This is a genomic window from Streptomyces sp. NBC_01485, from assembly GCF_036227125.1.
In the GTDB taxonomy this organism is placed as follows: Bacteria; Actinomycetota; Actinomycetes; order Streptomycetales; family Streptomycetaceae; genus Streptomyces.
In genome coordinates this window covers 3304494-3326077 of the sequence record NZ_CP109435.1, presented here as the reverse complement: position 1 = coordinate 3326077, position 21584 = coordinate 3304494, and the positions used below count along the sequence as shown (strand labels likewise).

The 21584-nt window shown below is 71.9% G+C and carries 16 protein-coding genes; 3 read left to right on the top strand and 13 right to left on the bottom strand.

Going from position 1 to position 21584, the window contains the following annotated elements:
* Positions 1 to 109: 109 nt before the first annotated feature.
* From OG352_RS15210 to OG352_RS15155, 12 genes are all read right to left on the bottom strand, one after another.
* Positions 110 to 1492: a PP2C family serine/threonine-protein phosphatase gene (locus OG352_RS15210; RefSeq protein WP_329217462.1), complete on the bottom strand. Its 1383-nt coding sequence runs from the start codon at positions 1490 to 1492 to the stop codon at positions 110 to 112.
* Positions 1493 to 4291, bottom strand: coding sequence for a serine/threonine-protein kinase (locus OG352_RS15205; protein ID WP_329217460.1), 2799 nt, complete (start codon positions 4289 to 4291; stop codon positions 1493 to 1495). It lies immediately after the preceding gene.
* A gap of 2 nt (positions 4292 to 4293) precedes the next feature.
* Positions 4294 to 5643, bottom strand: a complete 1350-nt coding sequence (locus tag OG352_RS15200; RefSeq protein WP_329217459.1) for a hypothetical protein — start codon at positions 5641 to 5643, stop codon at positions 4294 to 4296.
* 81 nt (positions 5644 to 5724) lie between these two features.
* Positions 5725 to 6753: a glutamate ABC transporter substrate-binding protein gene (locus tag OG352_RS15195; protein WP_329217458.1), complete on the bottom strand. Its 1029-nt coding sequence runs from the start codon at positions 6751 to 6753 to the stop codon at positions 5725 to 5727.
* A 14-nt stretch (positions 6754 to 6767) separates the two neighbouring features.
* The gene (locus OG352_RS15190; protein ID WP_329217456.1) at positions 6768 to 8141 is read right to left on the bottom strand and encodes a hypothetical protein; all 1374 of its coding nucleotides are present in this window, start codon (positions 8139 to 8141) and stop codon (positions 6768 to 6770) included.
* A gap of 246 nt (positions 8142 to 8387) precedes the next feature.
* Positions 8388 to 9362, bottom strand: a complete 975-nt coding sequence (locus tag OG352_RS15185) for an N-acetylglucosamine kinase (protein WP_329217454.1) — start codon at positions 9360 to 9362, stop codon at positions 8388 to 8390.
* Entirely contained in the window at positions 9353 to 10618 is a 1266-nt protein-coding gene (locus OG352_RS15180; RefSeq protein WP_329217452.1) for a 6-phospho-beta-glucosidase, read from the bottom strand. Before OG352_RS15180 ends, OG352_RS15185 begins: the two co-directional genes overlap by 10 nt.
* Before the next feature lie 6 nt (positions 10619 to 10624).
* Entirely contained in the window at positions 10625 to 11518 is an 894-nt protein-coding gene (locus OG352_RS15175) for a carbohydrate ABC transporter permease (protein WP_329223834.1), read from the bottom strand.
* A gap of 25 nt (positions 11519 to 11543) precedes the next feature.
* On the bottom strand, positions 11544 to 12518 hold the full coding sequence (locus OG352_RS15170; RefSeq protein WP_329217450.1) for a carbohydrate ABC transporter permease: 975 nt from the start codon (positions 12516 to 12518) through the stop codon (positions 11544 to 11546).
* A gap of 2 nt (positions 12519 to 12520) precedes the next feature.
* Positions 12521 to 13873, bottom strand: coding sequence for an ABC transporter substrate-binding protein (locus OG352_RS15165; RefSeq protein ID WP_329217448.1), 1353 nt, complete (start codon positions 13871 to 13873; stop codon positions 12521 to 12523).
* A 93-nt stretch (positions 13874 to 13966) separates the two neighbouring features.
* Positions 13967 to 15190: an ROK family transcriptional regulator gene (locus tag OG352_RS15160; protein WP_329217446.1), complete on the bottom strand. Its 1224-nt coding sequence runs from the start codon at positions 15188 to 15190 to the stop codon at positions 13967 to 13969.
* Positions 15191 to 15464: 274 nt separating this feature from the next.
* A complete protein-coding gene (locus OG352_RS15155) occupies positions 15465 to 16571 on the bottom strand; it encodes a mechanosensitive ion channel family protein (RefSeq protein ID WP_329217444.1) in 1107 nt (368 codons plus the stop codon).
* 324 nt (positions 16572 to 16895) lie between these two features.
* On the opposite strand from OG352_RS15155, the gene OG352_RS15150 reads away from it, so the two are divergent.
* Entirely contained in the window at positions 16896 to 17432 is a 537-nt protein-coding gene (locus OG352_RS15150) for an HNH endonuclease (RefSeq protein WP_329217442.1), read from the top strand.
* Between the two features lie 298 nt (positions 17433 to 17730).
* Here OG352_RS15150 and OG352_RS15145 read toward each other — a convergent pair whose 3' ends face one another.
* Entirely contained in the window at positions 17731 to 18978 is a 1248-nt protein-coding gene (locus OG352_RS15145) for a GNAT family N-acetyltransferase (protein ID WP_329217440.1), read from the bottom strand.
* Positions 18979 to 19240: 262 nt separating this feature from the next.
* Here OG352_RS15145 and OG352_RS15140 point away from each other — a divergent pair, with 262 nt between their 5' ends.
* Together OG352_RS15140 and malQ are read left to right on the top strand one after the other, a co-directional pair.
* On the top strand, positions 19241 to 19420 hold the full coding sequence (locus OG352_RS15140; RefSeq protein ID WP_329217438.1) for a hypothetical protein: 180 nt from the start codon (positions 19241 to 19243) through the stop codon (positions 19418 to 19420).
* 2 nt (positions 19421 to 19422) lie between these two features.
* Complete coding sequence (malQ, locus tag OG352_RS15135; protein WP_329217436.1) at positions 19423 to 21561, top strand: 4-alpha-glucanotransferase; 2139 nt, start codon at positions 19423 to 19425, stop codon at positions 21559 to 21561.
* Positions 21562 to 21584: the final 23 nt, after the last annotated feature.

The following is a 21584-nucleotide window of genomic DNA, read 5'->3' as shown; positions in this document are numbered from 1 at the left end:
AGCGATGTCCGTCCGGACCCGGACCGGTCCCCACCGGTCCGTGCCCCTGTTTCCCCGTGTTGTTGCCTGTGTTGTGCCTGTGTTTTCCCGCGTTTCCGGTTTGCGGGCCTCAGGCCGATCCTGCCCCTTGTGCGGGGGCGGGGAACGGCACGACGGCCACTGTTACGTTGTCGTGGCCCCCGCCGTCGAGGGCGTGGCCGACCAGAACGCGCGCGCAGTGCAGGGGCCGTGCGGCGGCGTCCGGCGGGACCGCCTCGGCCATCTCCTCCGCCGCCTCGGCGTAGTTCCACAGGCCGTCCGTGCACACCACCACCACACCGGGCCGGTCCGGCTTGAACGAAGCGGTGTGCGGCTCCAGTTCGTAGGCGTCGGCGCCGAGCCAGCCGGTGATCGCGTGGGCGCGCTCGTCGGCGTACGCCTCCGCCTCGTTCATCAGGCCCGCGGCGACCATCTGCGCGGCCCACGAGTCGTCCTCGGTGAGCCGGGCCGGGGGTGAACTGCGGTCCGCCGGCACCCAGTAGGCGCGGCTGTCGCCGACCCAGCCGACGACCAGCAGCCCGGGCGTGACGACCGACCCGACCAGGGTGCAGGCGGGGGCGTTCTGGTGCGGGGCGTGCTCGCGGGCCGTGGCCGGCTCGTCGGCCAGCGCGTTGACCGCGTACGAGGCGGCGATGATCGCCTCGTGCATGGCCTGCTGCGGGTGCGTGCCCTGCGGCAGGGCGGCCAGCAGCGCCTCGCCGGCCGCCTTCGACGCGGCGAGGGAGGCGTCGTCGGGGCGGGTCGCGGAGGACACGCCGTCGCAGACGATCGCCACCAGCGCGGGGGTGCCGTCGGGCAGGACCGCGCGGCCGAGGCCGAAGGCGTCCTCGTTGCGGTGGTGGCGCAGCCCGCGGTCGCTGACGGCGGCCATCGGGCCCGACTCCAGTTCCATGTGGTCGCGTTCGCGCGGCTGGGCGTGCCCGCAGTTCTCGCAGTACCCGTCGCCGTCGACCCGGCCGCTGCGGCAGGCCACGCACACCTTGGCGGACTCGGCCACCGGGGCGACCTCGGCGGCCACCCGGGGATCCGGCGCCTGGAGCGCGTACTCGTCCGGCTCCGCGGGCCGGTCGAACCGCACACCGGAGGCGGCGGGGGCAGCGGAGGCGGGGGCGGGTCCGGGGGCACCGGGCGCGGGCGATCCCGCACCGGTCACACCCGCCGCACCGGGCGCACCGGTCACACCGGGCGCACCCGTCGCACTCGCCGCACCTGGCACACCGGCGACGCCGCTCACACCGGTACCCGACACGGTCGTCCCGCTCGCCGGGGCCCCCTCCGGGGGAGCCGGTTGCGCCGAGCCGTTCATGGTGAGGGTCGGGTGGTCGTCCGGGCGGGGCGGTACGGCGGACAGGTCGCATCCGCACGCACCACAGAAACGGTCACCCGCGTCGAGCGGCTCCGCGCAGCTCGGACACGTCGGCAGGGCGGCCTGCCGGGGCATCTGGGACATCAACTACACCCACGTCCGGGGGCGGTAGCGATTGGCACGTTCCACCAGGTCGATCCTCTCCTCACCGCCGGTCGCCAACCGGGCGAGCGTGCGGTACGAGCGTTCCAGGCCGAAGCGCAGGCCCCGCTCGTCCAGTTCGCTGCCGAGCAGTACCCGCCGGGTGTCCGCTCCCGCGCCCTGGCCTCCGGAGAGTATCCAGTCGAGGGCGCAGCCGAGGACTTCCGCCGACAACTGCTCACGCCGCGTCGGATCCAGACCGTACGCGTCCAACGCCTCGACCTGGGCCGCGGCGGCGGTGAGATCCTCCTGGAAGGGTACGTCGGCGGCGAGCGCCGTCCGCTGCCGGAGCCGTGCGCGCACGGCCGCCACCCGGGCCGCCGTGTAGTGGATGGAGGACTCCGGCACCGACTCCAGTGTCCGTACGGCACTCTGGCGGTCCCCGGCGGCGAGCTGTACGCGGGCCAGGCCGAACGCCGAGCTCACATAGCTCGGGTCGGTCGACCACACCAGGCGGTAGTACTCGGCGGCGTTGTCGAGCTGCCCCAGCACCTCCGCGCACAGGCCGAGCGCCAGCTTGGGCGCGGGTTCGCCCGGGAAGGCGTCGTAGATCGCGTCGAAGGCGAGCGCGGCGCCCTCGTGGTCGCCGGTGACCAGCGAGGCCACGCCCCGGTACCAGACCACCCGCCAGTCGTCGGGCCGTTCGCCCTCCAGTTTCTGGAGGGACATGAGGGCCGCCTGATGGTCGCCGTTCTCCAGCCAGGCGCGGATCTGCCGCAGCCGGCTCTCGACCGACGGCGCCGGCGCGGCCGTGAGAGCCGTGATCAGCTCGCCCGGCGCGGACGCCAACAGACCTGCGAGGAAGCCCGCGTTGGGGTCGGCGGGGTCGACGTGCGGAACGGGCAGCGCGAGACCCGCGGCGGACGCGGGGACGATCTTCACCAGCCCGCCGGGGACGAGGGCGGCCCCGAGGGTGGATCCGACACCGGGCGAGGCCACGACGCCACCGGTACCGCCGACGGCACCGGAACCAGCACCAGCACCAGCACCAGCAACAACACCAGCGCCGGCACTAGGCAGTCCGCCGCCGCCCGCGAAGGCGAGCGCGGGAACAGGAGCGGGGGCGGGGGCGGGAGCGGCGCCCGGCAGGGCGGGAGCACCGCCGCCGAGAGCCGTCGCGGCCCCCGAACGTCCCGAACCCCCGAACAGCCGCCGGGACTTGACCCCGCCCCCGACCCCGCCCTCGATCCCGACCCCGGCCGCGACCCGTGCCCCCAGCCGCGACACCTCCCCGTCCAGCTTCGGGAACAGTTCGGTGTCCGTGACCTTGACCTCGGGGCCGAACAGGGTCGACAGCGCGGGCCGGGCCCGGCCGCTCTGCAGCGAGACGACCTCGCGCAGCACGCCCGTCAACTGCTCGGCCATCTCCTGCGCGGAGGCGAACCTGCGGGCCGGATCCGGGTCGGTGGCGCGGACGAGCAGCCGGTAGAACGACTCGTACTGGCGGAAGACCTCGATGTTGTCGGGGTCGGGCAGGGAGTCGACGAAGACGGTCGTGTAACCCTGGAAGTCGAAGGTCAGGACGGCGAGCGTACGGCCCACCGTGTACAGGTCGGAGGCGACCGACGGGCCGACCTCCGCGACCTCCGGCGCCTGGTAGCCGACCGTGCCGTAGATGGCCGACTCGTCGTCGTCCATCCTGCGGACCGCGCCCATGTCGATCAGCTTGAGCTGGTCCTCGGTCTGGATCGCGTTGTCGACCTTGAAGTCGCAGTACAGCAGGTTGCGGCTGTGCAGGTGGCCGAGCGCCTCCAGGGCCTCGATGCCGTACGCGCAGGCCTGCTCGACCGGCAGCGGGTCCCGCTTGCCCCCGGTCGTCCGGCGGGAGTTGGCGATCTCCTTGAGGGACTTGCCGCCGACGTACTCCATGACGATGTAGCCGTCGAGCGAGCCGGTGCGCTGGTCGAGATGCTCGACGAAGTTGTAGATCCGCACGATGTTGGAGTGCTCGATCTCCGCGAGGAAGCGCCGCTCGGAGATCGCGGCGGCCATCGCGTCCTGGTCGCCCGTGTCCAGGAGGCCCTTGAGGACCACCCAGCGGTCGGACACCGCGCGGTCCACCGCCAGATAGACCCAGCCCAGGCCGCCGTGCGCGAGACAGCCCGCGACCTCGTACTGGCCGTGCACGACGTCCCCGGACTTCAGCTTCGGGACGAACGAGTACGGGTTGCCGCACTTGGTGCAGAAACCCTCCGTACGGCCCTCCCGCTCACCGCGCGAACGGCCCACCGGCGCCCCGCAGTCGGAGCGCGAGCAGAACCGCTTGCGCTCGGGCACCTCGGGGTTGTCGAGGACCATCGCGCGCGGGTCGGGACGCGGCACCTGCGGCACCGAGACCAGGCCCACGCCGAGCCGGGCCCGCCCGGAGGAGCCGGCCGACGTGCCGGACGAACGCACCGACACCGAGCGGCCCGTCGAACTGCCCGACAGCGAGCGCGACAGCCGCCCGGACACCGAGCGGCGCGACTTCGACGACTGCGACGACGTACGGGAGCTGCCCGCACTGCGGGCGCTGTGCCCGGTGTGCGCGCTGGAGCGCGAACTGCCGCTCCCCGACGAGCCCTTGCCGCCCCCGCCGGTCACCCCGGTCGGCGGCGAGCCGACCAGCCCTCCCCCGGAGGGGAGACCCCCGGACGAGACGACCGGGGCCAGACCGCAGGTGTCGCAGTACAGCTCGCCGCCGCCCACGTCCTCGTACGACCCCTCGCAGCCCGGCCGCTGACACGACTGCCCTGCCTGACTCATGGCTACCGCTCCCCCCTGTGGTCCTCGGGTCCGCCCTGCTCGGGCACGCGCGGGGCGGCGAGCAGTTCGGCCGCCGCCCGCTGGTAGCGCAGGACGGCCTGTTCGGCGACGCGCAGATCGCAGGGCGCGCTCCACAGCATGCGGCGCGCCGCGTCGTAGCGCTCGATGAGGAACGGGTCCTCGGCGAGCCCGTGCCGCGCGACCTTCGCCTTGTACGCGTCGAGGCGCCCGCGCAGCTCCGCGCGGACTGCCAGCGGCTGGGTGACCGCGCTCAACGACTCGCGGGCACGCAGCAGTTCGTCCTCGGCCTTCTCCTCCAGGGACTCCAGGAGCGGGGACAGCCGGTGCCACTGGGCGTACCGGCGGTACTCGGCGGCCGTCGCCAACTGCTCCTGCAGCGCGGTCGGCGGTCCGCCGACCACCGGCACCTCGGTGGCGGCGATCTTCGCGAGCACCTCACCGCGCGCGGTGCGCGCCTCGGCGAGCGTCCGGTCGGCGCGGCTGAGGATGTCCCGCAGCTTCAGCAGCCGCTGCTCCGCGTCCTGACGGACCGTCAGCACCGCGTCGATCTCCCGGCGTACGTCCTCCAGGGCGCGCGCCTCACGGTCGTACACCGTGGTGTCGGGACGGCCGCCGCCCGGCGCCGAACTGCCCTGCGCGCGCACCCAGTACGCGAGCGGGTCCGAGACGACCTCCTCGCGCAGCCGCGTCAGCGTGTGCGTGATCTGCTCGAGGTCGTCGCCCGCCGGGTGCTCGCCCGGGCGGACGCCCACGGAATGCGCGAGCCGGCGGGTGCGCTGGAGCTCCGCGGCCAGTAAATCGATCCGCGCGGGCAGCGCCGACCACACCGCGTCGGCGGCGACGACCATGTCCAGCGACGACGCGTACAGCTCGTTCATCCGGTCGACGAGCGCGACGAGGGAGAAGCTCTCGCTGAGCTTGGCCGTGCCGTGCAGCGTCGGCGCGTTGGCGTTGGCGGCGGCCGGTCCGGCGATGGACCCCGTGACGGATCCCGCGATGGTGACGGACTCGCCGCGCAGCAGTTCCGTCAGCTCGACCAGGTCCTCGCGGCTGGACCAGCGGCGGCGCGAACGGATGTCACGGGCGCCGCGCAACGCGTCCGTGTACGCGTCGAAGTACGCCCACAGGAGGGTGATCGACGCGTCCGCAGACGCCCAGCGCTCCTTGGTGAAACCGGTGAGTTCGGCGCCCTCCAGCAGCCTGCGGCCCGCGTGGTCCTGCAGGGCGAGAAGCGAGGTCTCGATCGCCTCGTGCTCCGCGCCGAGCCGCGCCAGCGCACGGTCGACCTCGTCCCGGTCCATCACCGGCCCGGGGGGTCCCGTGACGCCCATCGATCACCTCTCGCTGCCTTGTCGGATCTTCGCTCGGTGCGCTGCCTGCCTGACGTTCTGCTCGACGCTCCTCGGCGTTCGTCAACTCGTGCGCAGGTACTGCGGTGCGGGGGGCTTCGACGTCGTCGCGTCGCTGCCCAGTGTCGCCGACAGCCACTTGTCGTACGAGGCCTGCCAGCCGCTCGCGCGGTACTCCACCAGGATCTGGTTGACCCGGCGTACCAGATCGCTCGCGTCCTTCTTCATCGCCACGCCGTAGTACTCGGCCGTGAACGGGGCGCCCTTGAGCTCGACCGTCGGGTCCTGGGCGGCCTGGCTGGCCGCGAGCGCGCCGTCGGTGACCACCGCGTCGACCTCGCCGAGCTGCAACCGCACCAGGCAGTCGAGCTGGTTGGGGACGGTGGTGCGGATGTCGACGGTGGCGGGCAGCCGGTCGGCCTTCTTGTCGTCGTCGAGCTTGGTGTTGGCGGTCGAACCGGTCGCCGTGCAGACCTTCTTCTTCGCCAGCGTGTCGTTGTAGCCGGTGATCGTCGAGGCCTTGGGGGCGAGCACCTGCTGACCCGTCTTGAAGTACGGCGCGGAGAACGCGACGTCGGTGAGGCGGTTGCACGAGATCGTCATCGTGCGCACGACCATGTCGACCCGGCCCTCCTGGATGGCCGGGACGCGCTGGTTGGTCGGGATGGCCTTGAACTGGACCGCGTCCGGGTCGCCGAGGATGTCCTGAGCGATCCGGTGCACCAGGTCGATGTCGAAGCCCTCCAGCTCCGCGCCGGTGTTGTTGGGGTCGCGGTAGCCCCAGCGGTAGCTGTTCTGGTCGACGCCGACGATCAGCTTGCGCTTCTCGCCCTGCCGGGCCTTGATCGCGGCGATCGTCGGGCCGTCCGCGCTCGACGGCGCCAGCGTCTGCTTCTCGGGGGCCGTGCAGGTGGCGTCGGCCACCGGGCTGCCCTCGGCGACGCCCGGGCCGCCGCGGCCCGTGCTTCCGTCGCCGTGGGACCGCGCCCACGGCAGCAGCAGGACGAGGGTCAGCGCGAGCGCGCAGGCGACCGCCATCGCCCCTACGCCGCCCCAGCCCCTCAGACCGGCCCGCACACGCTGCGCACGCATCGGCGCGCCCCCTTTCACCGGTACTCCGACAGCCTGCGGCCGATGCCGAGGACCGCGCCCGCGGCGCCCAGCACGGCGAGCACGGCGGCGCCGACGGCCAGGCCGCTCATCGCGTCCAGACCGTCCCCGGCCGCCCGCTTGAACTCGGCCTGCTCGTGCGCGAGGGCGTCCGCGAGGTTCTCGTCGACGTTGTCGAAGCACGCGCCGGTCGCGTCCTTGCCGCCGATGACCAGGGACAGCGCCTGCTCGTAGTTGCCGTTGTCGTCCTGCGCGCGGGCCGCGGTGTGGCGCTTCTTCCACTCCGCCATGTTGCTCTCGGCCGACGCGACCGGCTTCTCGCCCGACTGGTCGTCGGCGTACTTCGCCGCCAGGGCGAGGCCCTTGCCGAGGGCGGTGATGTCGGTGGTGAAGTCGTGGTCGTACTTGTCGAGCGTGACGTCCTCGCCGTCGGCCGTCACCTTCACCGTCTCCGCGCCGCGCGCCACCAGCGTCAGGTTCTCGTTGCCGCGCGCCTTCAGGGAGGCGATCCGGGCGTCGTGCAGCACGGTCAGCGAGCGGACGCCGTCGTCGTAGGAGTCGTTGAGACCCGCGCGGGCCACGGTGTGCCCGACGACCAGCCAGAGCAGGACGACGGTGGTGGCCGCCGTCGCCGACACCAGGCCGTGGTTCAGGAGGCGGTTCGTACGGCGGTAGTTGCGGTGCTGCGCCCAGGCGAGGCCGGCCAGCGCGAGGACGCCCAGCGCGATCGCCGCCCACGGGTAGGGGGTGGCGTCGCCGTAGTCGTCGTCGAGGCGCTGGTTCTCCTTCTTGTAGAGATCCTCGGCCGCCGGGAGCATCTCCAACTGCATCTTCTGGTTCGCGTACCGCAGATAGGCGCCGCCGACCGGGAAGCCCTGCCGGTTGTACGTCCGCGCGCGCTCCACCAGGCCCTTGTACTCGGGCAGCAGCGTGTTCAGCTTGGTGATCGCCGCCGTTGAGGGGGAACCGGGGTCGGCGTTGTTGGCCGCGGTGACGAGTTTGGCGGCGGCCGTGTCGATGTCGTCCTCGTACCGCTGCCGGGACGCCGCCGTCTCCTGGCCGCCCGCCAGGAAGCCGCTGGAGGCGGCCGTGTTGGCGTCGGCCAGCGAACGGTAGATGTCGGCGGCGGCCGTGCTCAGCGGCTGGCTCTTGTGCAGCACGTCGTCGGCGGCGGCCTCGCGGTCGGTCGTCTGCCAGGCCGTCACCGCGCCGAAGGCGAGGACGAGGAGGGCGAGGAGGGCGCCGACGATGCGGAGTCGGCCCGGCTCCGTGGTCGCCGCCGCGCGCGCCTTGTCCACGCCCTCGGCGAATGCCGTACGGCGTGTCGGCGGTGGTGTCGTGCCGGTTGGCGGGCTTGCCAGGTTTGCCACTCTTTGACCTCCCCCATGGTCATCTCCCGTCGGCAAGTATCGCTGGCGGGAGGTGTGCTGCGCACCGGCCTTCACTGGATCTTGATCAGATCGCAGTCAGCCCTGCTCATGAATACGTCTGGGGTGTGAGATCGGTTCCTTCGCGGGGGGTTTGGTTGTGTTCGGGGCGCGGGTGCGTGGGGGCTGGTCGCGCCCACGCGGCGGAGCCGCACATCGATGCGGCCCCGCGCCCCTAACGGGTTGCACTCAGCCTGCGGTGAAATGGCTCCGTACCTTTTCCCTTACCTCCGCCCCCGCCCCCAGTCTGTCCAGGCCCAGGAGCGCAGCGCCCAGCACTGGACGTGCGCTTACCACCCTCGGCACCGCCTTCGGCGCCCTGGCCGCCAGCAGGTCCCTCACCTGGTCGTCCAACTGGTTGTGGCCCGCAGTCAGGACTCCGCCGCCCAGCAGTACCGGTGTTTCCTCCTCCAGTAGGTGCAGGCGGGTCAGGGCCACTGTTGCCATGGTTGCCACTTCCCGGGCCAGGCGGTCGACGATGGTGCGGGCCACCGGGTCGCCCTCGGTGGCCGTCGCGAAGAGGACCGGGGTCAGTTCGTGGCGGCGGGACGGGGGGATGTGCTCCAGGTGGAGGGACTCGATCAGGGCGTACATGGTCGGGAGGCCGAAGTGGGCCGGGAGCGTGTGCGTCAGGGCCGTGGGGCCGCCCCTGCCGTCCTCCGCTCTCGCCGCGTGCCAGACGGCCTCCTCGGCCAGGCCCCAGCCGCCGCCCCAGTCGCCGGAGAGGCGGCCGAGGGCCGGGAAGCGGGCGGTGCGGCCGTCGGGGCGCATGCCCACGCAGTTGATGCCGGCGCCGCAGACCACGGCCACGCCCCGGGGCTCGGCCACGCCGGCCCGCAGGATCGCGAAGGTGTCGTTGCGGACGTCCACGGAATCGCCCCACGCGCGCGCGTGCAGGGCCGCCGCCAACTGCTCCTCCTCGACCGGCAGGTCGGCGTTGGCCAGGCAGGCGGAGACATGGGCCGCCGTCGTGACGCCGGCGGCCCGGTACGCGCGCGTGACGGTGTCGGCGAGGGCGTCCACCGCCGCCTCCACGCCCACGGCGGGCGGGCGGAAGCCGCCGCCGCGGGCCGTGGCGAGGACGTTCCCGTCGGGCGCCACGACCGCGACGTCGGTCTTGCTGTTGCCCGCGTCGATGGCGAGCACACTTGCCGTCAGGCCCACGCGAGGTGCTCCCGGTTGTGCGAGACGAGTCGGTCGGTCAGTTGCTCGGCGTACTCGTACTGGGCGATCAGGGGATGGGAGAGGAGGGCCCTGAAGACGCGGTCGCGTCCGCCGCGCAGGGCCGCGTCCAGGGCCAGGTCCTCGTAGGCCGTGACGTTCGCCATCAGGCCCGCGTACAGCGGGTCCACCGGCGCCACGGGGAGGGGGGACGCGCCCTTGGACCCCACCGCCGCCTGGACCTCGATCACGGCGTCGTCCGGCAGGAAGGGGAGCGTGCCGTTGTTGCGGGTGTTCACCACCTGGTGGGGGCTGCCGGAGCCGGTGAGCAGGGCGGCTGCCAGATCCACCGCCGCCTCCGAGTAGAAGGCGCCGCCGCGCTTCGCCAGCAGCGCCGGCTTCTCGGCCAGGGCCGGGTCGGCGTACAGCGACAGCAACTCGCGCTCCATGGCGGCCACTTCCGCGGCCCGGGACGGCTTGGTGCGCAGTTCCCGTACGACCTCGTCGTGCGCGTAGTAGTAGCGCAGGTAGTACGACGGGACGACGCCCAGGCGGTCCAGGAGCGGGCGGGGCAGCCGCAGGTCGGCGGCGATCGTGTCGCCGTGGGCGGTGAGGAGGCCGGGCAGGACGTCCTCGCCGTCGGGGCCGTTCAGGCGCACCCCCGTCTCCCAGGTGAGGTGGTTGAGGCCCACGTGGTCCAGGTGGACGTCGGCCGGGGCGACGCCGAGGAGGGCCGCGAACTTGCGCTGGAGGCCGATCGCCACGTTGCACAGGCCGACCGCCTTGTGGCCGGCCTGGAGCAGGGCGCGGGTGACGATGCCGACCGGGTTGGTGAAGTCGATGATCCAGGCGTCGGGGTTGGTGCGGCGGACCCGTTCGGCGATGTCGAGGACCACCGGGACCGTGCGCAGCGCCTTGGCCAGGCCGCCCGCGCCGGTCGTCTCCTGTCCGACGCAGCCGCACTCCAGGGGCCACGTCTCGTCCCGTTGGCGCGCCGCCTGGCCGCCGACGCGGAGTTGGAGCAGGACGGCGTCGGCGCCCTCGACGGCCGCGTCCAGGTCGGAGGTGGTGACGATCCGGCCGGGGTGGTCCTGGCGGGCGAAGATGCGCCGGGCCAGACCGCCCACCAGCTCCAGCCGGTCGGCCGCCGGGTCGACCAGGACCAGTTCCTCGACGGGGAGGGTGTCCCGTAGGCGTGCGAAGCCGTCGATGAGTTCGGGGGTGTAGGTCGAGCCGCCGCCGACCACGGTGAGTTTCATGGCTTGTTAACCCTTTACTCCGGTGAGGGTGACACCTTCGACGAACGCCTTCTGCGCGAAGAAGAACACGAGGATCACGGGGGCCATGACCAGCACGGTGGCCGCCATGGTGAGGTTCCAGTCGGTGTGGTGCGCGCCCTTGAAGGACTCCAGCGCGTAGGAGAGGGTCCACGCGCCCGGGTTCTCGGAGGCGTAGATCTGCGGGCCGAAGTAGTCGTTCCAGGCGTTGAAGAACTGGAAGAGGGCGACGGCGGCGATGCCGGGCTTCGCCATCGGCAGCACGACCTTCAGCAGGATGCGCAGGTCACCGCAGCCGTCCACCCTCGCCGCGTCCAGGTACTCGCCCGGGATGGTCATCAGGAACTGGCGCAGCAGGAAGATCGAGAACGCGTCGCCGAACGCCAGCGGGATGATCATCGGCCACAGGGTGCCCGACAGGTCGAGCTGCTTCGCCCAGAACAGGTACATCGGGATGACGACCACCTGGGGAGGCAGCATCATCATCGAGATCACCAGCATGAGCGACAGATTGCGGCCCCGGAAGCGGAACTTGGCCAGCGCGTACGCCACGGGGACGGACGACACGACTGTAAGGACTGTTCCCAGTCCCGCGTAGAGCAGCGTGTTCTTCCACCAGGTGAGGAAGCCCGGGGTGTCGAAGACCTTCCGGTAGTTGGCCCATTCCCAGGTGTGCGGGATCAGGTCCCGGCTGAGCGCCTGCGAGTCGCTCATCAGGGAGGTCAGGAAGACGAACACGAAGGGCAGGACGAAGAAGAGGGCCGCCGCGACGCCGAGGGAGTGGATCCCGATCCACTCCAGGAGCGCCTTGCGGCGGGCGGTGCGCTCGGCGGGCGTGGCCGGGTTCTTCGACTCCACCGGCCGTTCCTGTACGGGGGCCATGCCCTGGGCCGTGTCCTGGGCCATGTCAGTCACCTGCCTGGATGAGGCCGCCCCGGCGCCGCATCAACAGCGCGGTGAACGCCATCGACAGGGCGAACAGGACCAGGGCGACGACACAGGCGGAGCCGTAGTCGAAGCGCTGGAAGCCGAGGTTGTAGACGAGTTGGGGGAGGGTGAGCGTGGAGTGGTCGGGGTAGCCGGGCTCGAACATGGTGCCCGCGCCCTGGATCACGCCCGAGGCGACCTTTCCGGCGACGAGCGGCTGGGTGTAGCACTGCATCGCCGCGATCACACCGGTGACGACCGCGAACATGATGATCGGCGAAATGTTGGGAAGGGTGACGAACCGGAACCGCTGCCACGCCGACGCGCCGTCCAGCTCCGCCGCCTCGTACTGCTCCTTCGGTACGTCGAGCAGCGCGGCCATGAAGATGACCATCAGGTCGCCGATGCCCCACAGGAACATCAGGGTGAGGGCCGGCTTGGACCAGTCCGGGTCGTTGAACCAGCCCGGGGCCGGGATGCCGATCTTCTCCAGGATGGAGTTGACCGGGCCCGTACCGGGGTTGAGGAGGAACGCGAACGCCATGGTCGCCGCCACCGGCGGGGCCAGGTAGGGCAGGTAGAAGAGGGTCCGGAAGACGCCCGTACCGGTCTTGATCTTCGTGATCAGCATGCCGATCCCGAGCCCGAACAGGACCCGCGTGGTCACCATGATCACGACCAGCCAGAGGGTGTTGCGCAGGGCGGGCCAGAAGAAGGGGTAGTGCTCGAAGACGTACGTCCAGTTCTTCGTCCCGCTCCAGGTCGGCGGCTTGAAGCCGTCGTAGTGCATGAACGAGAAGTAGACCGTCGAGATCATCGGGTACGCGAAGAAGACCGTGAAGCCGATCAGCCAGGGCGAGAGGAAGGCGAGCGTGCGCAGGGCCTGTTTCCGCTGCTTCGCGGCGAGGCCGGGTGAGCGGCGCTTCGACGTCGGCGTCGACGTGAGGGTGCTCATCGCTACTTCGCCTGCGCGATGTCCGTGTCGATCTGCGCGCCCGCCTTCGTCAGGCCCGCCCTCAGGTCGGTGACCTTGCCGCTCTCGTAGTCGTAGCCGAGCTGCTGGATCGTGGTGAGGTAGACGCCGCCGTTGACCGAGGCCGGGGAGGTGGTCGAGTTCGGGTTCGCGGCGATGTCGAGGAAGGTCTTGAAGCGCGGGTCGTACTTCAGGTCGGGTGACTTCAGCGCGGCCAGTGTGGACGGCACGTTGTGGATGGCGTTGGAGAAGGCGACCACCGCGGCCGTGTCGGTGGTCATGTACTTCACCAGTTCCCAGGCCGCGGCCTGCTTCTTGCTGGTGGCGGCGATACCGGCGATGGTGCCGGTGATGTAGCCCCGGCCGTACCGGTCGGCCTGGTCGTCCGGCACGGGCAGCGGGGCGACGCCGATGTCGAAGCCGGGCTTGGCGTCCAGGGCCATCCCGAGGCGCCACTCGCCGTCCAGCTGCATGGCCACCTGGCCGGTGTGGAAGGGGTGCTTGGGACCCCACTCGTCACCGAGGCCGGCGCGGAACCTCTCCAGCTTCTTGAAGCCGCCGAGTTCGTCGACCAGCTTCTTCTGGAGCGTGAAGGCGCCCGCGACGGCCGGGTCGGTGGCGACCGTCGACCTGCCGGACGAGTCGAAGTACGTGGGCCCGAACTGGCCCATGTAGTGCTCGGTCGTCGTCTCCCAGCCGTGGTAGTTCGGCATGAATCCGAGCTGCTTGTACGTGTCGCCCTGAGTGATCGTCAGCTTCTTGGCGTCGGCCTCGAACTCGGACCAGGTCTTCGGCGGGGCGGTGATGCCGGCCTTCTGGAACGCGGTCTTGTTGTAGTAGAGGCCGTAGGCGTCGCCCAGCAGCGGCACGGCGCAGCGATTCCCGTCGTACTCGGTGTACTCGCTCATCGCCTTCGGGAAGGTGGTGCCCGGGTCGATGTCCGCCTTCTTGAAGAGCGGGTTGAGGTCGACCAGCGCGCCGGAGGAGCAGAACTTGCCGACGTTGTTGGTGGTGAACGACGAGATCACGTCGGGCGCCGTGCTGCCGCCCGCCCGCAGCGCCTGGTTGATCTTGTCGTCGGTCATGTTCCCGACGACGTCGACGTGGATGGTGGGGTGCGCCTTCTCGAAGCCGGCGACCAGCGCCTTCACGGCCTTCACCTCGCTCGGCGCGCTCCAGGCGTGCCAGAAGGTGATGGTCTGTTCCTTCGACGCGTCGTCGCCCGCGCCGGAGGACGCGGCCTGGCCGGTACAGGCGGTGGTGGACAGGAGCAGGGCCGTGGAGGCGGTGAGGGCAAAAGCCGCCTTTCGGACGACTTCGGGTATGCGTGTGGGCATGGCGGAGCCTTCCAGGGACAGGGGAGGTGAGGAGAGAGGTGCGGTGAGAGGTGAGAGGTGAGGCGAAGGGGGTCTAGGGGGAGGGGGCGCCGGTCAGCGTGAGGTGGTGTCGAAGACCTCGTCGCGGGTGGCCGCCAGCGCGCTCTCCAGCGCGCCGCGCAGCACGGGCTGTTCGGTGACGTCGCCCACGACCAGCTTGGGCCGGGACGCGGCGAGTTCCTCCAGCTCGTCCTGGACGAGGGCGCGCAGCACCTCGCCGCCGGCGGTCAGGCTGGCGCCGCTGAGGACGACGAGTTCGGGGTCGAGCACGGAGACGAGCGAGGCGAGACCGGTCGCGAGCCGGGTCGCGTACGTCTGGAGCAGCAGCCGGTTCAGCACCGTGTCCTCGGTGACGGCCCGCTGCACGAGCGCGGCGGCGACCTCGGCGTACGGTCCGGTCGGGATGCCGTTCATGCCGAGCTCCAGGGCGAGCTGCGGGATGGCCTGCGAGCCGGCCAGCTCCTGGAAGCCGCCACTGTTGGCTTTCGTTACCTGCCGCACGAGGGGTGCGCCCGGAACCGGAAGGAAACCTACCTCTCCCGCGCCGCCGGTCCAGCCGCGGTGCAGCCGGCCGCCGAGGACGAGTGCGGCGCCGAGACCGCCCTCGTTCCACAGGAGGACGAAGTCCTCGTGGCCGCGGGCCGCGCCGAGCCGTTGTTCGGCGACGGCGGCGAGGTTGACGTCGTTCTCGTACTCGACCGGCATCGGGAGGGCTGCGGCGAGGTCGTCGAGCAGCGTCGGGGAGTGCCAGCCGGGCAGGTGGGAGGCGTAGCGCAGACGACCGGTGGTGGGGTCGAAGGCGCCGGGGGTCGCGACGACGAGCCGCCGCACGTCGCCCCGGGTGAGGCCCGCGGCCTTCACCGCGCCGTCGAGGGCGTCGGTGACCTGCCGTACGACGGCCCCGGCGGTCTTCCTGCCGGGGGTGGGCACCTCGTACGTGCCCACCGTCCGGCCGGTGACGTCGGCGACGGCGGCGAGGATGCGTTCGGGGGTGACGTCCAGCCCGGCGGCGTACGCGGCGGCCGGGTTGACCTCGTAGAGCTGGGCGTTGGGGCCGGGTCGCCCCTCGGTGGTGCCGGTGGCCAGGACCAGTCCCGCCGCCTCCAGGCGGGCCAGGAGCTGGGAGGCGGTGGGCTTGGAGAGCCCGGTGAGCTTGCCGATGCGGGTGCGGGACAGGGGGCCGTGCGTCAGCAGGAGGTCCAGGGCGGCGCGGTCGTTCATGGCGCGCAGGACGCGCGGGGTGCCCGGCGTTCCGGCGGTTCCTGCGGTTGCTGCCATGGGGTCGACACCTGCCTTTCTGAACTGCACAGCTTTTCAGTGACGCGGGACACAAGTCCACTTCCGGTCACTGTTAGGAAAGTTTCCTATCAATGAAGGGGAAGGTAAGCCCGGCGCGAAGGGGGCGTCAAGGCGCGAAACGGCAAACGCCCCCGAGGCAACAGAGTCGTTACCTCGAGGGCGCAGGGGCGCAGGGGCGGAGAGGGATGCGAGGGCGCAGGGGTGCGAGGGCGCAGGGGCGCGGGGGCAGGCGCTGCCTGCCTCCTCGTGCGGGTTACTTCGCCGGAGGCGTCGTCACCCGCTGGGGAGCGATCGGCGTCGCCGCCGCCGACTGCGGGGAGTCCGCGTTGGCGAAGACGGAGGGCGCCGCGACCGCGGCCGTCGGGTCGGCCGGGTCCTCCGTGGCGGGGGCGGTCGCGCCGCCCACGATGCGGATGTCGGCCGCGTCGAAGGCACGCTTGACGCGCCAGCGCAGCTCCCGCTCGACGGTCAGGGCCTTGCCCGGCATCGTCTTCGCGGAGACGCGGACCACCATCGAGTCCAGCAGGACGCTGTCCAGGCCGAGCACCTCGATCGGGCTCCACAGGAGCTCGTTCCAGGGCTCTTCCTTGCTCATCTTCTCGGCGACCTCGTCCAGCGTGGCCTTGACCCGGTCGAGGTCCTCGGACGCCTTCACGGTGGCGTCGACGCCGGCCGTCGCCCAGCCCTGCGAGAGGTTGCCGATCCGCTTGACCTCGCCGTTGCGGACGTACCAGATCTCGCCGTTGTCGCCGCGCATCTTGGTCACGCGCAGCCCCACCTCGATGACCTCGCCGGAGGCCACGCCCGCGTCGATCTGGTCGCCGACGCCGTACTGGTCCTCCAGGATCATGAACACGCCGGAGAGGAAGTCCGTGACCAGGTTGCGCGCGCCGAAACCGATCGCGACGCCCGCGACGCCGGCGGAGGCCAGCAGCGGGGCCAGGTTGATCTCGAAGGTGGCCAGCACCATCAGCGCGGCCGTGCCCAGGATCAGGAAACTCGCCACCGAGCGCAGCACCGAGCCGATCGCCTGCGAGCGCTGCCGGCGCCGTTCGTTGTTGACCAGCAGCCCGCCCAGCGAGGTGCCGTCGGCCGACCCGACCGTACGGTTCATCCGGTCGATCAGCTTGGTGATCGACCGCTGCACCACCACTCTCAGCACCACCGCGATCACCAGGATCAGCAGGACCCGCAGGCCGATCGCCAGCCACGTCGACCAGTTCTCCTCGACCCAGCTGGCCGCGTTCGTCGCGCTCTCCTGGGCGTCCTGGAGGGACGGGACCGTCACCGTGGTCGGCGACTCCGAGGGAGTCGGCGACGGCGACGGACCGGCGGCCAGTAGGACGGCGGGCAAGGACACGGCAGGTACCTCCAGGTGCTGCACTGCTCCATCCGGTGCGGCGGTCAAGGGCGACACGCGCTGCAAGGTCACGAAAAGGTCACCGGACAGACAGAACCACCACACTAACGGGGCATTGGGAGTGGTTCGGCGAGATGCGTGAAGGAGAGACGGTCCTCACCTGCGCTTGAACCGGCCATGATCCGGGGGATGAATCAGGGTGTGGTCGAAAACACTCCCAGCCCGTTACCGGGACATGGTGGCGCGTCCACCAGGCAAGAGGAGAGACTGACTGCAGATCGTCCCGGCGCGAGCCACGCGCCGCCGACGCCCAAGGAGGCATCCGTGCCGCATGTCCTGGTCCTCAACGCGTCGTACGAGCCGCTCGGCGTCGTACCGCTCCGCCGCGCGCTCGTCCTCGTCCTGGAGAACAAGGCGATCTCCCTGGAGGAATCCGGCGCCTTCATGCACAGCGCGACCGTCACGGTTTCCGCACCCAGCGTGGTCCGGCTCAAGCGATTCGTCCGGGTTCCCTACCGGGGGCCCGTTCCTCTCACCCGCAGGGCGCTGTTCGCGCGGGACGGGGGCCGGTGCATGTACTGCGGTGGCGTCGCAACCAGCGTCGACCACGTCATCCCGCGCAGCCGCGGGGGCAAACACGTGTGGGACAACGTCGTGGCGTCCTGCCGTCGCTGCAACCACACCAAGGCCGACCGGCACCTCGTCGAGATCGGCTGGCGGCTGCGTCACAAACCCGCCCCTCCCTCCGGCCTCGCCTGGCGCATCATCGGCACGGGCCATAGGGATCCGCGCTGGCTGCCGTACTTGCAGCCGTACGGCGCGGACGACGCCCTGGCCCGGATCGACGGCATCTCCGCCTAGACGATCCGGGCTTTTGCATGCCCCGTGGCACCACCCCCAGCCCGGCCGCGGGGCCCTTCGGGACGCGCACGGCCGGGGCGTACAGGTTCGCGCTGGTCATTGGCAGCGCCCGGGGCAGCCGGTTCACGTCAGGAGGCGCCTGTGCGGGCTTCTCGTGCGGCGTTGGGGCTGGGGCTGGGTGGGTGTGGCTGTGGAAATGTGACACTTCGCGGGCAGAGTGTCACGTTTCTGTGGGGCGGGCGTCGGGCGCGGCGGTGTCAGCGGCGCACCGCGAGGTGTCCGGCGGCCGGACCTGCGATCAGAACCAGTGCAGGCAGTGTGGGGCGCGGTCGGTGCGGAAGAGGGCGTCGGCGAGGGGGGCCGCGGCTGGGTGGTGGGCTGTGATGTGTCCGGCGCGTACGAGGGTGCTCGGGGTGGTGCCGCCGAGGTAGATCGAGCCCAGGTCGCTCACGTCCAGGGAGAGGTCGGGCTCCCGGCCCGTCGGGACGCAGTCGGCCTTGCCGTCCCGGACGGTCAGCAGGTGGCGGCCGTGTTCGCCGAGGAACGGGTCGTCGACGTCGAGGACGAGCTCGCCGTCCGTGAACCAGCCGCGCGCGGTCAGCGCACGCGGGACGTCCAGCAGCCGCACCCAGAGCCAGTCGGTGTCGCCGCTCACCTGGCCGGCGCGGAAGTCCGCGAGCTGCCAGCGCAGCGGGTGCCCGGGCGGGACGTGCTTGAACACGACCTGAGGGACCAGGTCGTGCCCGAGCACGAACCGGGCCAGAGCCGTGAAGACGGCGTCGTCGGCGGCGATGGTCTCGTCGACCGTCAAGGCGTCGGATTCGCCGATCGAGTAGCTGGCGTACCCGTCCGGGACGCCGTCGGCGTCCCGGTGGACGGCGACGTAGCGCGGTGCCGGAGCGACCGGGGGGTGCCCCGCGCCCGAGGCCCACCAGAGGTGCGGCCGGGACAGCGCGCCGGGCTGTGCGCGGCGGTACCGGTCGTAGACCTCTTCCAGGATCTCGCCGCACTCGGCACGCCGCAGCACCTCGATCGTGCCGGTTTCCGAGCCTGTGTCCGAGCCGGTCGCTGCGGTGTCGGCCGTTCCGCGTGCGCGGGGGAGGGCGAGGGCGGCCTGGCGGCGGGGCACCGTCAGCTGCTGTGTGTAGGTCGCCGGTCCGTAGCCGAACCTCTGGTAGATCAGGGCCTCGGAGGCCAGCAGCACGGAGAGGAACTCCCCCCGGGCCCGCAGCTCGGTGAGCTGATGCCGCATCATCGCGCTGAGCACGCCCCGGCGTCGGTGCGAGGGCAGGACGCCGACGAAGCTCACCCCGGCGGCCGGGGCGAGGATCTCACCGGGCAGGGTGAGCTCGAAGGAGTACGCACCGGCGGTGCCGACGGGCCGGCCGTCCGCCGTCGTGGCGAGCAGGCCGCGGTCCGTTTCGAGCGCCGCCCACCAGACCCCGCCGCCGCCCTCGGCCGGGGTCTCCGGGAAGCGTCCGAACGCGGCATGGAGCGTGTCGACGAAGACCTCGCGGTCCTGCTCGGTCGTGGAACGGATCTCCATCGCTGCCGCTGCCGCCTTTCCGGGATGCCGGCACCACGACGCGTGGTACCCGCCACAGTGCAGCGACGCCCCGTGGCCGGGTCAACCGAATTACGGCCGGGCTGCTGGTCTGCCGGGTCTGCGCGGGCCTGAGCGGGTCGAGCGAGGCTATGGCAGCGTGTGTTGCGATGACGGATGTTCGTCGGACGTCTGTCGTCGCGCTCGCTGGGTAGGCCTGCGGTAGCGGTAACCGACGCCGTACCCCCCCCACAAGGAGGCCACCGTGGTCGCACCGGCATATCCCCCGCTTCCGGTCCAGTCCAAACGTCTGGCGGAGCCGACCCGTGCCGAAGGAACCTGCGCCGAACCGCCGCTGACCAGCGAACCCCCGCTGCCCGATGCCGAGCCGCTGACCAGTGAGCCGCCGCTCGCCGCCGCGGACTCCGGATCCACGAGGCCGTAGCGGTGGCCGCGCCGCCCGGAGAGGAGCTCGCCCGGCTTGCCGCGCTGCACGGCGTCGGCACCTCCTACCAGCCCTCCCCGGACCGTACGGTCACGGCTTCGGCCGCCGCCGTCACCCGCGCCCTGGCCGCCCTCGGCGTCGACGCGGGGACCCCGGAGGCGGTGCGGGGTGCGCTCGTCACCCGGGAGGCGGAGCTGCGCGAGCGGCTGCTGCCGCCGACCGTGGTGTGCTGGAGCGGGAGCGGGAGCGGGAGCGGGATCGAGAGCGGGGGCGGGGGCGGGGGCGAGAGCCGGGCGGAGGCGCTTGCCGTGCTTCCCGAGGGCAGCCGGCTGCTCGTCGAGACCGAGCAGGGCGAGAGCCGTGACGCGGTCGAGGGGCTTCCGCCCGGGGTGCATCAGCTGACGGTCACCGCGCCCGACGGGCGGACCGGCCGCGCCCACCTCGTCGTCGCCCCGGCCCGTCTGCCCAGGCCCACGGGTACGCCCATGCCCACGGGACGCTCGTACGGACTTCTCGTCCAGTTGTACTCCCTCCTCTCCCGGCGCTCCTGGGGCATGGGTGACCTCGGCGACCTGGGGGAGCTGGCCGCCTGGGCCGGGCGGGCTCTCGGGGCCGGGTTCGTGCAGGTCAACCCGTTGCATGCGGCGGTGCCCGGTGCGCCGACCGACCCGTCCCCCTATCGGCCGTCCTCGCGGCGTTTCCCCGACCCGGTGCACCTGCGCGTCGAGGACGTTCCCGAGTACGCGTACGTCGACGATCGCGAAGGCGTCGCAGCGCTTCTCGAACGCGCCGCGCGGTTGCGTCAAGCCGTGCTGGAAAAGGGGGAGTTGATCGACCGGGACGCCGTGTGGGCGGTCAAGCGAGAGGCGCTCGAAGCGGTTGTCCGTGTGCCGCTCGGGCCCGGCCGGCGCGCCGCCTACTGCGACTTCCTCGCCGAGCAGGGGCAGGCCCTGGAGGACCACGCCACCTGGTGCGCCCTCGCCGAGGTGCACGGATCTCAGTGGCGGCAGTGGCCGAGCGGGCTACGCGACCCCCGGTCCGCCGAAACCACCCGCGCCCGCGGCGAGTTGATGGACCGCGTCGACTTCCACTCCCGCCTCGCCTGGCTCACCGACACCCAGCTCACCGCCGCCCAGCGCACCGCGCGCGAGGCGGGGATGGATATCGGGATCGTGCACGATCTCGCCGTCGGCGTGCACCCCGAGGGCGCCGACGCGTGGGCGCAGCAGGAGTACTTCGCCGCCGGCATGTCGATCGGCGCCCCGCCGGACGCCTTCACCGCCCGCGGCCAGGACTGGGGCCTGCCGCCCTGGCGCCCGGACCGGCTCGCCGACTCCGGCTACGCGCCCTACCGGCGACTGCTCCGCGGCCTCTTCCGCTACGCCGGCGCCCTGCGCATCGACCACGTCATGGGCCTGTTCCGGCTGTGGTGGGTGCCGCAGGGACAGCCGCCCACGGAGGGGACGTACGTCCGTTACGACGCCGAGGCCATGCTCGCCGTCCTGGTGCTGGAGGCGTCGCGGGCGGGGGCGGTCGTGATCGGCGAGGATCTCGGCACCGTCGAGCCGGGTGTGCGGGAGTCGTTGCGCGAACGCGGGGTGCTCGGCACGTCCGTCCTGTGGTTCGAGCGGGACTGGGACGGCGACGGACGGCCCCTGCCCCCCGACCGCTGGCGCGCCGACTGCCTGGCCACCGTCACCACCCACGACCTGCCGTCCACCGCCGCCCGCCTCACCGGCGAACACGTCGAACTCCGCGACCGGCTGGGCCTGTTGACCCGGCCGGTGGAGGAAGAGCGCGCCGACGCGACCAACGACACGGCGGAGTGGCTGGGGCTGCTCACCCGCCTCGGACTGCTGGCCGGGTCCGCCGGCGGCAGCGACCGCTCCTCGGAGGAGGCCGAGGTCCAGGCCGTCCACCGCTTCCTGCTGGGCACCCCCGCCCGCATGATCGGCGTCTGGCTCCCGGACGGCGTCGGCGACCGCCGCCCGCAGAACCTCCCCGGCACCTGGAACCAGTACCCGAACTGGCGCCTGCCCATCGCGGACGCGGAGGGCCGTCCGGTCACCCTGGAGCAGCTCGCGGCCTCGCCGAGACTGCGGGCGCTGATCGACGTCCTGCGGGAGCGGGGCAGCCCGTGATCCCGGCTCCGCACCCGGTACGA